The sequence below is a fragment of the Pseudomonas phytophila genome (assembly GCF_025643095.1).
In the GTDB taxonomy this organism is placed as follows: Bacteria; Pseudomonadota; Gammaproteobacteria; order Pseudomonadales; family Pseudomonadaceae; genus Aquipseudomonas; species Aquipseudomonas quasicaspiana.
In genome coordinates this window covers 2,166,365-2,181,502 of sequence record NZ_CP081201.1, presented here as the reverse complement: position 1 = coordinate 2,181,502, position 15,138 = coordinate 2,166,365, and the positions used below count along the sequence as shown (strand labels likewise).

Sequence of the window (15,138 nt, the reverse complement as noted above, 5' to 3'; positions counted from 1 at the left end):
ATATAGAGCCTGCGAAAGGAATCTCCGGGCAAGTCTTCAATTGTGCTGAGATGCGGTTGAACACCTGATCCGAGCCGCCGATGAGCCAGATGAGCTTTCTGATTTAAATACGCCGGTAAACGCAGGCGGACAGGCCGCGGACGCTTCCTCGCCGAGATGGATCAGGTCGTGCTCTGGAAGGGTCTGCTGGGCCTGATCGAGCAGTTCTACCCCAAGGCCGGCGGCAGAAAACCCTATCCTCCGGAAACCCTGCTGCGCATTCATCTGTTGCAAAACTGGTTCTCCCTGAGCGATCCGTCCATAGAACAAAATCACGCCTATGCACCACTCTGCTCGCCTGACGTTGAGCGCTTCGATAGCCACCCGGATTCCGGTGTATAGACAAACCAAGAGCCCTTCGATGGATGTTTACCTAGCGTGATAAGCAGGCACACCTAACCAATCATGCAGCGACTCGTATGGTCGTTTCTCAAACCCTTCTTCTAGCGAAGCAGCTTGTTGCTGTTGAGATACGTAGCGACCGGACAGACAAATACAGCTTTATTATGTAGAGTGCCATCGTGGCTATGGAACACCTTCCTTCTAACCTCCTATGACCTAGGGGTTTCGCTCTCCACACAGCGCCTGCTTCTTGCAGGCGTTTTTACATCAGCTGTAGAACGTTGCTGCAACTCGTCCACGACGGCGGCCAAGGGAGAAAATCAAGTATGAATCAGGAGCTGTTCCTGCGTCGCCTTACCAAAGTTCACGTCCCGATGGGCGCTGGCGGTGCCACGCGCGCTCAGGTCGCTTCGGCTGTCCGGGAAGTCGCGGCGTTGAAATGCGTACTATCAGAGTCTCTGATTGATCAAATCAGCACGTTGTCAGCGACAGAACTCAAGCACTGGCTGGATGAAATTATCAGAGTTCTTCAGCGCAAAACGGGCGCTCATGTACATCACCGGCCTTTTTATCCTGACTTTCCAGAGCAGGTCCTGACGGCCTCAGAGGCTGAGTTGTACCTTAACGCCGTCATGCATTACCTCACTCTTTGGCGCTTCCCTCCCTCTGAACAGTCCCGACCTGAGATGCTTGAAGGCAACTTCATATCCCGCGTTATCGAAAAAGGAAGCGTCCATGAGTTCGAGTCGCTATTGAAGCCGCTGGTTTCATCGCGTACCTCGCTCTCCGAAGAGGACGCTGGCGATGTCGCCTGGTTTATCAGGACGTACAAAAGCGATGTATTTCGTCTGCTGCCGGAGGCCGTTCCGTTCCGGGAGACGCGTGCACTGGTTGGCGGCGCACTTGTCCTTCATGTAGGCGAAAATGCACAGGTAAACTCATTCCTGGAGCGAAACGTCGAAACGGCGACTGACGTGCTACGACTCGCGGTCGCGCTGCATGGAGGAGACGTGTCGCTAACGACAGCTTCGACACGCTTCAAAGCGATGAAGCGCTCGATGCGCCGCCTGCTGTTGTGCCTGCTCGACCCCATACCTAACGCTGTAGAAGACGTGATGCGCCATGCCGAGCGCTGGAAACGACTGGCTGAAGTACTGCACCCGGGCGACTACGCCGATAAGTACCCACGAGCACTAGCCGCCATCACGGCAGCGCGCCGCAGAGAAGCGCCAGCCTCATTTGGATCACGTGTTGAAACATTGCTTGCCCAGCGTCACATCACCACGCTTATGCCCCTACTCCAGAGCCGTCCTGGTGAGTTTGCACGACGGCTAGACGTGACCCTGCGGCGCGCGACGGAACCTGAGTCAGTTCTCGACGCGTTCGAGGCAGTTGCGGCACAAGTGTCCTCGCCGGTCCTGCTGCAGTTGCTGGCCCAGGTACACGCACCTCGCCCCTTGGCACTTCGGGCCTTCACGCCGAAAGGTGCATTGGCCAAAGTCTATGGCATCAAGGATCGACGCGAACCTATCGCTCTCGGCGTTTTGGCACGTACAGCCAGAATCTGCGAGGACGCCCTCGTAAAACGTTTTGCGTCGCTACCGCCACTAGGCCGCTGTTTCATCGATCCAGCATTACGCGAATACAGGGTGCCACTGGCACAGCGTGCCTCATCAAAGTCGCTACGTACGCTGGTGCGCGGCAGCCGATTGCCCATGCCTGACGCCCGTTTTATTCGCCTGTTCCTGTGGTGGAAGAATGGCCGTGGACGCACGGATATCGACTTGTCCGCAGCATTTTTCGACGCTAACTTCGTATTTAAACAAACGGTCGCGTACTACAACCTGAAGGGTTTCGGCGGCTATCACAGTGGCGATATCGTCGACGCGCCCGAAGGGGCTTCGGAGTTCATCGACCTCGATCTTGATGTCCTCGTCGAGAAAGGTATCCGCTATGTCGTCACTTCTATCAACTCATACACCGAGCAGCCGTACTGCGATCTTCCAGAGTGCTTCGCTGGCTGGATGGCCCGCGCCGACTTGGCATCGGGTGAAGTATTCGAACCGCGATCCGTGTTCGACCGTATCGATATCGCATCTGACACAGTTATCTGTCTGCCATTCGTGATGGACTTGCAGGAAAGACGCATGATTTGGGCCGATCTGGGGCTCACTTCATCTGCGCGGTGGAACAACGTCCAGAACAACCTCAGTGGGGTGTCTTTGATGCTGCGAGCGTTGATACATACACCAAGGCCGGATTTGGAAACTCTTTTCGATTTACATGTTCGAGCACGAGGAGAACGAGTGGCTTCACCACTGCAGGCAGAGGCGGTATTTGCGCCTGATCACGGGATAACACCGTTCGATACGGACGTTATTCGATCACAGTTTCTCTAACACTTACGCCGTATCCGCTTCATGCCCCCCCACCTACCGCAAGATGAGGCCATGGTTTACCGTGGCATCTCTGGTGAGCAGTTCCACGGCAGCAACGCTTCTTGGTATTTTACCGACGAGGCATGTGGCAACCGCCCATGTACGTGACGCAGCCACGTATTGGCGAGCCGAATGTGAACGGATCTGCGCCGCGGTTCTGAGTGTTCTTCGCTTTGCTGGCTTCATCTGGCGGACGGACCATTTTACGGTCAGGCTGCCATCCGTGCCTGCGTAGACCACGGCACTGACGCCGCCGTCCTTGTAGCTGGCAATCGTTGCCAGATTGATCTCGACCAGCGCACCACTTAACCCTCCCCGCACCAACAAATTTCGCCAGATTTCTCCAACCATTACACCCACCTTAAACCAAACCTTCAAAACTAAACCAATATGCCATCCAAGTTCCGGCAGCTCGTCATCCAGCTTCTGACGCAGCCGACCAGTCAGAAACGCGAAGCCCTCGAGCAACCGCTCCACATCCGGATCCCGCCCGGCCTGCCCCAGAAACGGCGCCAACGCCGGACTACGGTCGGCGAAGCGACGACAAAGCTGGCGCAGTGCGGTGAGTTCGCTTTGGTAGTAACGGTTAAAGGACACGGAGTACCTGCCTGGTATTGGATCTCATGAAAAAACTGTCCTGTGGATTTCGCCCGATGTCCGACTTGACCGTTGCATGGCACCTGCAGGTTGGCCTGGGCCGGCGCAACGGCTCATGCGGAGGCTCAGTCTTCAATGTGTACATAAGGGGTGTTGCTGATAAACATATCCAGCCAATGCGATTCCCACTTGGGCATGGCGATGTCGAACGTTTTTTTATCTCGATAGAAATAGATCCAGGCAATGCCGACAGTTTCGTTATCTTCGGTCACCCTCATATCCAGTGATTGAGTGTCGTACAGAGGTGTACGGTAAACCTCTTGTGGGTTTTGCCTATCAATCACTCTCAAGTAAGCCATTCCACCAAGCGTGAGGGTCCTCCCAACCCTAACGTTCTCCAAAATATAGCGACCGGAAGGACTGAGTACCGTCGAACTGGCGGGATAATTTTTCATCGTAGTGACAACAGAAAACAGCAGTACAGAAAGTACCACGAGCAAAACGATCGCCCGGCGAATACCTTTTCGATTCGTACCAATAAATAAACTGCTTAACACAGGCATCATTCCCCAACTGTTCGTAGCAAGAGCGGACGAAGCCGAGCCCAAGACGATTGGCTTTTGGGATCACGATCCGGATTTTATGAGCATTATCCGTTTCGGCCACCCCCTCATCTGGTAGATACCAATAAGCTTTTCCTGCAACGGACAATTTGGACTCATCTACGAAGATACAGTTCGGTGGCGCTGAGTCGAGCACTACAAGGATTAAGTGCATCGGACTAGGTGATGCCTTCACCTGAAAGCATAGAAAAGCTTCGTTAAAAAACACACGAGCACCAAAAGGGTTTCCACTTATCCGAGACAAACTCTCGACGCGGGCACACAAATACTCGCTTTCTGCGGCCTCAATCGCATGAGCCATTCCGACATGCATGTGCATAGTCCTTATCGCGTGATGCCCCAGAAGGGTAACGCTTCTTCATCCAGCGCTTCAAGGTACTCACGCACGGCGCGAGTACTCAGCGCCGGATCGCGCCAGTTGATTTCATCATCGCCAGGTACGCCACGTTGCCGACTGGCATCTGCCTTGATGACGCTGGCGTCGACCGCAAACCCTTCGCCCTTGACCAGACCTGCGTCCATGCAGGACGCAGCACCTCGTTTAACTGCCAGCGAAACAGCGAGCTGTCACGAAAGCAACCATGCCGATTCTTGGAAAACGTAGAGTGATTGGGGACTTCGTCTTCGAGGCTTAAGCGGCAGAACCAGCGATACGCCAGGTTCAAATGAGCCTCTTCGCACAACCGACGTTCGGAGCGAATACCGTAGCAATAGCCCACCACCAACAGGCGAATCATCAGTTCGGGATCAATCGATGGGCGCCCGATTGGGCTATAAAAATCGGCGAGATAATGGCGCAGATCACTGAGATCGAGGCATCGATCAATGCTGGGCAGGAGGTGATTGGCTGGGATGTGATCTTCAATGTTGAACGAGTAAAACAGTCTCTCTTGTCCGCTCGACAATTGTCCCATCATGCTGCGAATCCTCCCGCTGGCCGATGACCTTATTTTGCCGCAGGCCAAGCAGGAGATCTACTTTTTCAACAGAATTGGCCGATGACTGCCTCTCGCAGCCGGCTGGAAACAGCCCATGTCTAACGATTGGACCGATTTGTCTGATCCGGATTTCAGTCTCTGTACGAGAACTGACTGGTCGCGATTCTGCGTTTTTTCGTACAGACCCTGGCCAGCAGAAGGCCGCTCAATGCGCCAATGACGGTTGGGTCGCGACCGAGACAGTGAAGACCACAACAAACAGAACGACGACTCCCCAAAAGATCACCATGATTGTCAGCAGGACGACCTTAAGGCCTTGATAAAGCCTGCGCAGCCAATGGCCTTCGGGCTTTGCTTCAGAGCGGGTTCTGAGTATGCCTTTCAAAAAAAAGCCGAGCAGCGCCAAAAGCCCGCCATCAATCGCCAGTGCAGGCAGGCCTGCCAGGGGGAAAATACTTTCCCACCGATAGAAAGAAGACCGGCTCAGAAAGACCACATAACAAGTCAGGCTGCCGTAGGGCAGTGTTCTCCACCATTTGCCGGCCAGCGCGCCGACCATAAGGCACATGATCACCATGAACGGGCTGAGGAGAATATGGCTCATCCACTCCAGTACGTTGGGCAAGTAATCCGGGGAATGGATACTGCGCCAGATATGTTCCAACATTGATCGGGTTCCTGCCTGATATGAAGTAAGTGCTGCTGCGGTGCTTCCGTGCTGCTGAACGGTATCGGCGTGTTTTTGAGTTACATAAGGGTTGTTGCGCGAATTGGGGGATTTATGAAGCGGCGCCGAGTGGTGAACAGGCAGTTTGCGTACAGAACCTCAGTCGCGGTGCGGCAGCTTTCGGCCGATTGTGTTGAAAAAGTCGTTTTTCTCAACCCGCCAGAAGACTGATGGGTGGAAACGTCTTTTTTTGCGCGCCGCTACGTAAAATCCAAGTCCAAATACCTCAGCAACAATTCCAGATTTCGATCTCAGACGTGTACTTTTCGTCCATGGAAACTGACGTCGACTTTTTCAACAGAATCGACTCAAAGCGGCCCCTCACAGAGGGCAAGAATCGGCCAGAATAGGTCTAATGTATCGCTGTTTAGTCTACATTCGAAAACCCGAGACCGATTTTTTCAGCCGAAGACCTACCAAACTTCGTGATTGCTTTGGTAAGCACAGTAGCTGTAACTTCGATCTTCAGTCAGCGAGGATATATTTTTGAACGACTCTGAACATCTAAAAGGACTGTGCGCCCGTTTCAACTCTGGAGAGCATCTGAGGTTTACGTTTTTCTGGGGGCACCAGCGCAGCAAAACTGTCGTCACGGCTTCGTGCTTCAGCCAATGGTTCGAGGCCGGGTTCATTGTCGAGGGGCAACATTACCCGACGGCCGAACACTTCATGATGGCCGAGAAAGCGGCCTTGTTCGACGATCAGGAAAATCGTGCGCAGGTGCTCCACGCTCCTACTCCTAATGCCGCCAAAGCACTTGGCCGCAACGTGCGCGGATTTAATGATAAGGTTTGGCTGCAACACCGATACGACATTGTTGTTCGAGCGAACCAGGCCAAGTTCTCTCAGAATCCGCAGTTAAACGAATATCTTCTACAAACCGGTTCGCGCGTTATTGTCGAAGCCAGCCCGGTTGATAACATCTGGGGTATAGGGCTCGCAAAGGACAACGCGGATGCGAACAATCCAAATCTGTGGAAAGGTTTGAATCTGTTGGGATTTGCGCTGATGCAGGTGCGGGACGGGACTAGTATCCCAGCCCCAAGGTAGTGACCTGACCTTACTCGCGAAAAACGCAGAAGCCTTGGCGAACGCCAGGGCTTCTTGCATGCGGCCTTATTAAGACCGCGCGTCAATCAACAAAAGCTGAGTCACCCGAATTTTCGTCGACACCTTCGAGCGTATGCTTCTGGCCGAGGCTGTGTAAAAACGTTTTTCGGCGCGACAGGTACTCAAAATCGGACTAGAAATCGCGCTTCTATGCGAAATCCACATCTGCTGATGGGCCAATAAATTTCAGATTTAACGTAGACGCGCACACTTCAATTTTGACGAAGCGTTTTTACACACTCTGGGCCGTTTGCTGCCTGTCACTGCACCGCCCAAAGCTGATCAAGCCGAGTCGTAAAACTCGAGTTCATCATCTCCCCTCTCATACCCCAGCCGGGGCTGGTCGGCACCCTGGCCAGCCTCTACGTTCCCTCCCCCCAACGATCATTGATCTGATCCCGGGAAGGAATGACCAATAGCCAAGAATAAAGAAAAGCTATTTCGCGGACAGAACGCTAGATCACAGATGACAAGCTGATCCACCTATCCAAATAAGCTCCGTCTTTCTGCTTATAAATCACCCTCAAAAAACCAGATTTATAATCCAAAACCCTCAGCAGATCACCTTTAACGAGATAACCTTTTGTTCTAGAAAGCTCCGTAGCTTCGGAATACAGAAAAACTTTTTCAGCACCTATCACTACCGAAACATTATCGCCATTAAAAGTCAAGGTATTTTTGTCGAAGATTTCAGCACTGCTCAATCTTGAGAAGTCAAATTGATTCAATTTTAACTTAGAGTTCTCTAACACTAAAAAGCTTGCTACATCGTTACCGGCGGAAACTTGAAGCCGCATCTCTTTACTTGCGGACGTAAAGTAAAGCTTTTTGCTTTTCAATGTCAGCTCAACTAAGTCCCTTCCATTTGGATAATCCCATAGAATTTGAAATTGGTTGTCTTCCAGCCTCGCAATACTGGGTATATTAACGCCACCCCTCGCATCCTCAAGACTTATTAACTTGTCGTTACGGGAGACAAGTTCAGCGTCAGTTTTCCCTTTGGTATAAAAATCTAACACTGCATTATCGCGTTTGTTTTGTGACTCATATAAGCAAGAAAACTCGGCACCCAAGTCAGTCTCATCAAAAAGCAAGGCACCGGAAGGTATCGCTCTTTCACAATCCCCTGCCGCATATACGCCAGCAGATATAAAAGAAAAAAATAACACACAGCCAAAATCTCTTATCATCCATTAGCCCTTAGCTTGTCAAATACGTTAGCAATATTTTTATCATAGCCAACTATTATTAGCTCCATTGTATTTCTTTGCAGTAGAAAGGCAATCTTTCTACTGCATTGACTCTGGCATGTTCTTCTCCTTCGTAAGCTTCTCCCAAAAATACACTTATAAGCTCTTTTTCATTATTAGGGAACATCTGAAGAAGGCATCGATTATTGATGACCTCTCGGCCTGAGGTTCAAAAGACGCCCGCCCGATCAGATGATCAGACTTTTCTCGCGTTTAACTCATCTATTATTTCCATCGAATAGCCCCCTTCCAAGGTGTTTTTCCGCAATACAGGCGCACCTCTCCCACAACCAACAGCCGTTTTCGCATCATCCAGAGGTTCGATAGGGCGAATAGAGTAGCCTGTTGCGCGGTGTTCTTAGCCAGTCCACGAAACTGCACTTTCATATACCCAAATGGCGCTTGATTACACGAAACGGATGTTCAAACTTCACTCGAACCTGAGCTCTCGCGTGCTCAATCTTGCGACGCACGCCTGCGATCAAACTTTTCTCACCATGTTTTTTGTAACTGCTCGGGTGTGCTGCGATCGACCAGATCATTTGGCGGTCCTAATGCTCTGCACGCTTGCCCATGCCGGTGTGGCCCGTATCGCCAATGACATAGGTTTCCTCGCCATGCAATAACTGATCGACTTGGGCCACGTCAGCCACATTCGCCGCGGTACCCACCAGGCTATGGACTAAACCCGACGCGGTATCGAAGCCGACACGCGCTTTCATAACGAGGAAATACTGGTTTCCTTTCTTCGTCTGATGCATTTTGGGATCGCGTTTGCCGTCCTTATCTTGATCGAACTCGGCGCATCAATGATCGCCGCTCCGACCAGCGTCAAGCCACGATCATCCAAATAGCCGTAGATGACCTGCAAAAATACGGCCTTCCAACTCATGTTTTTACAACAGGCTCCAGAGGTTATGAATGGTGGTTTCATCGGGAATCCGATCCAGACTCAGTCCCGCGAATTGGCGCAGTTTCGTTGTTTCGTGCAACTCTTTCTCCATCGCCGGATCTCTGTCGCCGAACCAGTTTTGCGTCAGATGAATGCGGACCACCGCCGTCAAGGGATACGCAAGACGGCCCCCTTCGCCTTTGGGGTAAAGTGGCTCGATCTGATTGATCAATCCCTGCCAGGGTACGACCTGATCCATCTCGATCAGGAAATGCTCCTTTCGAGTTGGGTTGCGCTTGCCAGCATACTCGGCGTCGGCGAAAGTCATCCGCTCCATAAGGCATCTCGGCGGCTGAGATCAGACATTCTGCCAAATATATTAGTCTTCTTCAGCGTTTTTCTAAAAATAGAGGTATAAAATCCATGAATGTGCGGCAAAAGTTTTTTAGCCAAAACCATTATGAGAAGTTTCTTAGAGAACATGACGAGCTTGTGGATTTCTTTAAAGTAAATAAATTCAAGTCAGACTCTGTCATAGAAGAAGCATCTCAACGCGCAAGATATTTTCAAGCTCTCGCGCTTGACAAGTTACTAGCAACTTACACTGCTGGCGAAAGGATAGAATCAATTATCCCTCTTCTTGAGGGTTTGATTGAAAAATATGAAATTCGCCAACAAGCTCTGGCTGAACATTACGGAGCTCCAGAAATCTCACCTTTGGCATTAGATGACTGGCTAAACCAATACGAAGAAGCTGTTCAGGTTATTAGCTTGTGTATATTATTGCACCGTACTGATCTGCTACCGCGCTTTGTTAAATTAATTGATGAAGCAGGCTATGCGGGTGACGACACACTTTATGAGGATCTATTGAAAAAGGTGTTACCTGACCGGCATGATGTTGATGAATGGTATCACAACGTGTATACACCTCTCATTCATGCTATATATGCTGACGATGGAAAAGAAGCTTCAAGCCTACTACAGAATTACTGTCAAGAATGGTATCAGGCCTTCGAACAGGCGCCCTGGCACGATACCCATCTTCAGGGGGAGGATGGAAACTACGTTGGTTATTGGGCAATAGAAGCCGGCGCAATTGCGTTTTTATACGGCATAGACGACAGCAAAATAGACCAAACGGTCTACCCAAAAGACTTGGTCGAATACGCCAGAAACTACAGCGGTGCAACTGAATCGCAGATCAACCGCATTGTCGCTGGCGAACCCTGCAGCAAAACAGGCTACTGGTTCACCCCAGCCCAAGCCAATTCAAGACGTCACTTTCAGCAAGGCGACATCATGCCTAGTATTAGCGACTCGAAATGGGGCGACACGCTTTGGTATTGGTCGGGTGAGAATTGAGTCATGCAGGTCCCTTGGTATGAATGACCATCTGGGTGGTGCAGCCTTGATCGAAAGTGAAAGCGGAGAAGATCGCAACACTCCATCAGTAATGCGCTATCCGTTCAACGCCGTCATCGGCAGGAATCCAGGACGGGGCGACACCCTGAAAAAAAGCCTGCGCATCGGCAACAAAGACCCGCAATGCTACACCTTGGTACCGTTTGACCTGCTGCGCTTCGTATTGCAAGAATGCCGAATTAAAACCAACCCGCAAGAACTGCGCAGACAAGTATTACAGGCTGGGAAACTGGCGGCTAAACTGGACGAAATCATCACAGGGGTAAAAGGCTCATCGACCTTTCAAAGCCTGCCCAATTGGGCCAAAACCTCCGTGGTCACCGCCCTCGCCGCCTCCCGCGACAACATGCCAGCGATAGTCGGTATCGTTGAGACGCGACGGGGGGAATGGAAAGGGATGCAGCGCAACAGCGCTGCAGCGTCCTCGCGTTCAAGCCACCCGAAAAGAGCCGAAAAACTCCCCAACAAAGACGCAGCCGTTGCCTCAAAAGGTAAGGAGAACGCGAGCAGCCCCCATTCAAATCAGGTTGAAGCCTCAAAAGTCGGCCTTCAAGCCTCTTCGAGTATTTTGAACGAAGGCCTGGGCGTCAGCGGCGAGCACATCGCCGATAACATCTGCGCCGGGGAGTTTGGCTGGGGTAAAGACTGGGACGGACACGACAAAGGCGCGGATGGGAGTGGGTTTGAGGGGGTGTCGAGTGCGAGTAAGTTGGGGAAGCTTTCTAAACGTTGCAGTCCGAAGGGAAAGCACATTATTTACAAGTTAACCGACGGCGCTAGCGGAACAGATATCGATGCCGTATGGCGCGCGAATCCTGCCAGCAACGGAGGCGAAAAATTTGCCATAGTCGATGCCAAGGCGTGCCATGATGAAGATGCGCCAAAATTTATGCGTGAACTGAACAATACTCGGAAGCCGGGGGCTGGTTCTAAACTGGGAGTGTCGGGCCTCGCTGAACCAAGCGAATTGATTGAGCCCTGTGAAATTCCAGAAACCAAATCACTCGCTAGTAAAGCAAAAAAGGTAATCACTGGTAAAAACAATACCAATATGGCAAAAAGCGAAGCACGCCCATCTAAAGCGCCAAGGGGTTTACTCGTTCAAATGAGTGACGAATGGCTTGAGAAAAATTTGGAGAGAGCCGTCTCGACGTATTCTTTACACGTTAAAGTAGCTGCATCAAACAGTCGCCAATTGTCCTACAAGCCGTTATACCACGGCAGCCCGATCCCTAGAGAGCGTGCAAGCGCACGCTTGAAAAACGCTGATGAATCCTCCCATGAGAATCACAAGGCTTTTTATTACGCGGAGAATGAAGTTAAAGGTCTCGTGAACAAGCATAAAAGATCTTTATGCCAAAAGTATGGCGCACTAGACTCTCTCAAGCTTGAGGCCTACCCAGATGATCAAAAGACAAAAACTCTTTAGCGAAAACCATTATAAAAACTTTCTTAACGACCATGACGAAGCGACAAAGCTTCTAAAAACCACGACATTTAAGTCAGACACCCCAGAAGGGGAAGCTACGCTTCGCTTAAGATTCACCCAACGCCTAGCACTTCGAAAGCTCACAGCGACATATACAGCGGGAGAGGACTTATCATCTCTCCCCCCCCTACTTGAAGATTTAATTGAAAAATATGAAATACGACAAGCAGCTCTTGCAGACTCAGAAAAGTCTCCCGACATTTCGCCGCTGGCGTTAGACACCCAGCCACACGAGTATGAAGAATGCGTACAAGTCATAGGATTCTGCATTCTATTACATCGCACTGATCTGCTGAAGCGTTTCGTCAAATTTATAGACAATGGGGGGTATGAGGGGGAAGACACACTGTATGAAGATCTGCTTTGCAAAATGCTACCTAACAGGCACGATATTGATCAATGGTATCACGACGTATATTCACCATTGGTACAGGCAATATATGCGAAATCAAAAATTGAAAGCACTGACTATTTGAAAACATATTGCAAGCAATGGTATCCCGCATTTAAGCAAGCCCCTTGGCATGATACTCATCTACAAGGCGAAGATGGAAACTATGTGGGGTATTGGGCGATTGAAGCTGGCGCCATCGCATTTCTATATGGTATTGAAGATAGTAAAATAGACCACATGGTTTATCCAAAGGACTTGGTCGAATACGCTAGAAACTACGCAGGTGAAGCTGGCTCTCAAACCAAACGTATTGCCGCAGGCGAACCCTGCAGCAAGACCGGCTACTGGTTCACCCAAGCTCAAGCAAATTCAAGATGTCACTTCCAGCAAGGTGAGATAATGCCGAGTACCAGCGACTCGAAATTGGGCGACACGCTATGGTATTGGTCGGGTGAGAATTGAGTCATGCAGGTCGCCAGGTATGAATGAGCACGTGGGTGGTACAGCCTTGATCGACAGTGAAGGCGGCGAAGATCGCAGCGCTCCATCAGTAATGCGCTATCCGTTCAACGCCGTCATCGGCTGGGATCCAGAACCAGACGACGTCCTGAAAAAAAGCCTGCGCATCGGCAACAAAGACCCGCAACGCTACACCTTGGTACCGTTTGACCTGCTGCGCTTCGTAGCGCAAGAATGCCGAATTAAAACCAACCCGCAAGAACTCCGCAGACAAGTATTACAGGCTGGGAAACTGGCGGCTAAACTGGAAGGGGTAAAAGGCTCCTCGACCTTTCAGAGCTTGCCCAATTGGACCAAAACATCCGTGGTCACCGCCCTCGCCGCCTCCCGCGACAACATGCCAGCGATAGTCGGTATCGTTGAGACGCGACGGGGTGAATGGAAAAGGATGCAGCGCAACAGCGCTGCAGCGTCCTCGGGTTCAAGCCACCCGAAAAGAGCCGAAAAACCCGCCAACAAAGACGCAGCCGTCGCAGCACAAGGTAAGGAGAACGCGAGCAGCACCCATTCAAATCAGGTTGAAGCCTCAAAAGTCGGCCTTCAAGCCTCTTCGAGTATTTTGAACGAAGGCCTGGGTGTCAGCGGCGAGCACAATGCCGATTACATCTGCGCCGGGGAGTTTGGCTGGGGTAAAGACTGGGACGGACACGACAAAGGCGCGGATGGGAGTGGGTTTGAGGGGGTGCCGAGTGCGAGTAAGTTGGGGAAACTGTCAAAGGGTGGGAGTCCTAAGGCTCGTCATGTTCTGTACAAATTGACCGATGGTGCTCATGGAACAGGCATTGATGCTTCATGGCGAGCCGATCCTGCAACAAACTATGGGAACAATTTCGCCGTAGTTGAAGCTAAAGCGAGTCGCAACGAGCACGGCCCGAAGTTTATGCGTGAAGCCAATAACACCCGGAAGCCTGGCGTAGCGTCAAAATTAGGTATTTCGGGTGCTACTGGTCCTAGTGAGTTACTGGAGACGTTGGAGCTTGAGGCCCCTTCTGCAAGGAAAACCGACAAATTTTCAGGATCCAAAAATTCTTCCGCGCCTACTGTTAAAAAAAATAACTCTATAAAAAAACCAAAACAAATTCTTCAAATAAGCTTGGAGCGGATAAGAGCTAATAATGAAAGTGCAGTACCCAAAACATTGATCTACACGGTCCTAATTTCATACAGCCGCCATCTATTTCATGCTCCTCTGTATCATCCTAAACAAAACCCTAAAGATCATGCATTTGCTCGCCTAAACAATAGTTATGAAACGAGTCACGCCAATCATTCTGCGTTTCATTATCATGACCGAGAGGTTAAATCCTTTGTGCAAAAGCGGAAACAATCTATTGCGGTGAAATATGAGAAATTATCTTTGCTGAATATTGAGTAAACTTATTATGAAGAAGAGACAAATATTTCTCAGCGACAATATGTATAAAAACTTTTTTGATTATATCGAAGAGACAAAATTTTTCTTTGAGTATAACAAGTTCGAGTCTAGCTCTACCGAGGAAGAAGCGGCATTGAGGGCTAGCCATTTTCGAGAGTTGGAGCTAAAGAAGCTATTTGTATGTTATTCAGCGGGATTGGAAATTTCCGTGCTCGTACCACTACTCGAAGATGTTGTGTCTGCGTATGAGGATCATCAACTCAAGCTCTCAATTCTTGAGGGTGTTGAAAATATTTCACCCCTTGCAATTGACGATTGGTTATATCAATTCGAGGAATGCGTTCAAGTTTTCAGCCTATGCATCCTGCTTCATCGAACAGATCTTTTAAAAAGGTTTGTCAAGCTTCTGGATGGCGCAGGGTACAACGGTGAAGATACTCTCTACGAGGACTTACTGCGCAAGCTTCTACCCGGACGTGAAGAGGTAGATGAATGGTATCATGATGTCTACACTCCCTTGATTCAGGCTATATATGCGGATGAGCGAAAGGAAGCGTCGCAGTTGCTTGAAAGATTTTGTAAACAATGGTATCCAGCATTCAAGCAGGCCCCTTGGCACGATTCACACTTGGATGGTGATGAGGGTAGTTACGCTGGTTACTGGGCTTTCGAGGCGGGAGCCATTGCTTTTCTTTACGGCATCGACGACAGCAAAATAGATCACATGGTCTACCCAAAGGATCTGGTCGAATACGCCAGAAGTTACGGCGGCGCAACAGAATCCCAAACCAACCGCATTGTCGCTGGCGAACCCTGCAGCAAAACAGGCTACTGGTTCACCCCAGCCCAAGTTAGTTCAAGACGTCACTTTCAGCAAGGCGAAGTCATGCCTGGTATTAGCGACTCGAAATGGGGCGACACGCTATGGTATTGGTCGGGTGAGAATTGAGTCATGAAGGTCGCCAGGTATGAATGACCAC

At 50.4% G+C, this 15,138-nt stretch carries 10 protein-coding genes and 6 pseudogenes; 8 read left to right on the top strand and 8 right to left on the bottom strand.

Annotated features, from left to right (window positions below):
- Positions 1-80: 80 nt before the first annotated feature.
- Positions 81-309 (top strand): annotated as a pseudogene (locus K3169_RS09755) (transposase); the annotation flags it as partial.
- A 398-nt stretch (positions 310-707) separates the two neighbouring features.
- Entirely contained in the window at positions 708-2,780 is a 2,073-nt protein-coding gene (locus K3169_RS09750) for a TerD family protein (RefSeq protein ID WP_217384996.1), read from the top strand.
- A 160-nt stretch (positions 2,781-2,940) separates the two neighbouring features.
- Here the strand turns inward: K3169_RS09750 and K3169_RS09745 are convergent.
- The 6 genes and pseudogenes from K3169_RS09745 to K3169_RS09720 form a co-directional block, all read right to left on the bottom strand.
- Positions 2,941-3,131, bottom strand: a pseudogene (locus tag K3169_RS09745) (hypothetical protein); the annotation flags it as partial.
- An 87-nt stretch (positions 3,132-3,218) separates the two neighbouring features.
- Positions 3,219-3,416 (bottom strand): annotated as a pseudogene (locus tag K3169_RS09740) (type VI secretion system baseplate subunit TssF); the annotation flags it as partial.
- 125 nt (positions 3,417-3,541) lie between these two features.
- Entirely contained in the window at positions 3,542-3,688 is a 147-nt protein-coding gene (locus K3169_RS09735; RefSeq protein WP_263271236.1) for a hypothetical protein, read from the bottom strand.
- A 502-nt stretch (positions 3,689-4,190) separates the two neighbouring features.
- Positions 4,191-4,352 (bottom strand): annotated as a pseudogene (locus tag K3169_RS09730) (GNAT family N-acetyltransferase); the annotation flags it as partial.
- Between the two features lie 35 nt (positions 4,353-4,387).
- A pseudogene (locus K3169_RS09725) lies at positions 4,388-4,956 on the bottom strand (transposase); the annotation flags it as partial.
- A gap of 226 nt (positions 4,957-5,182) precedes the next feature.
- Positions 5,183-5,644 (bottom strand): hypothetical protein, encoded by a 462-nt coding sequence (locus tag K3169_RS09720; protein WP_217384994.1) that lies wholly within the window; start codon positions 5,642-5,644, stop codon positions 5,183-5,185.
- 546 nt (positions 5,645-6,190) lie between these two features.
- Here K3169_RS09720 and K3169_RS09715 point away from each other — a divergent pair.
- A complete protein-coding gene (locus K3169_RS09715) occupies positions 6,191-6,754 on the top strand; it encodes an NADAR family protein (RefSeq protein ID WP_217384993.1) in 564 nt (187 codons plus the stop codon).
- Between the two features lie 515 nt (positions 6,755-7,269).
- Here the strand turns inward: K3169_RS09715 and K3169_RS09705 are convergent.
- Positions 7,270-8,004 (bottom strand): hypothetical protein, encoded by a 735-nt coding sequence (locus K3169_RS09705; RefSeq protein ID WP_263271234.1) that lies wholly within the window; start codon positions 8,002-8,004, stop codon positions 7,270-7,272.
- A 285-nt stretch (positions 8,005-8,289) separates the two neighbouring features.
- Positions 8,290-9,293: pseudogene (locus K3169_RS09700) on the bottom strand (IS5 family transposase).
- 86 nt (positions 9,294-9,379) lie between these two features.
- Between K3169_RS09700 and K3169_RS09695 the strand changes: the two are divergent.
- From K3169_RS09695 to K3169_RS09675, 5 genes are read left to right on the top strand one after another with little or no spacing between them, the layout of a single operon-like run.
- Entirely contained in the window at positions 9,380-10,321 is a 942-nt protein-coding gene (locus K3169_RS09695) for a PoNi-like cognate immunity protein (protein ID WP_263271232.1), read from the top strand.
- Positions 10,322-10,340: 19 nt separating this feature from the next.
- Complete coding sequence (locus K3169_RS09690; protein WP_263271230.1) at positions 10,341-11,810, top strand: hypothetical protein; 1,470 nt, start codon at positions 10,341-10,343, stop codon at positions 11,808-11,810.
- Positions 11,785-12,726 carry a PoNi-like cognate immunity protein gene (locus tag K3169_RS09685; RefSeq protein WP_263271227.1) on the top strand — a complete coding sequence of 314 codons (942 nt, stop codon included), beginning with the start codon at positions 11,785-11,787 and terminating at the stop codon, positions 12,724-12,726. Before K3169_RS09690 ends, K3169_RS09685 begins: the two co-directional genes overlap by 26 nt.
- Positions 12,727-12,745: 19 nt before the next feature.
- Positions 12,746-14,158 carry a hypothetical protein gene (locus K3169_RS09680; protein WP_263271226.1) on the top strand — a complete coding sequence of 471 codons (1,413 nt, stop codon included), beginning with the start codon at positions 12,746-12,748 and terminating at the stop codon, positions 14,156-14,158.
- A gap of 7 nt (positions 14,159-14,165) precedes the next feature.
- Positions 14,166-15,107 (top strand): PoNi-like cognate immunity protein, encoded by a 942-nt coding sequence (locus tag K3169_RS09675; protein ID WP_263271224.1) that lies wholly within the window; start codon positions 14,166-14,168, stop codon positions 15,105-15,107.
- The last annotated feature ends 31 nt before the right edge of the window (positions 15,108-15,138 follow it).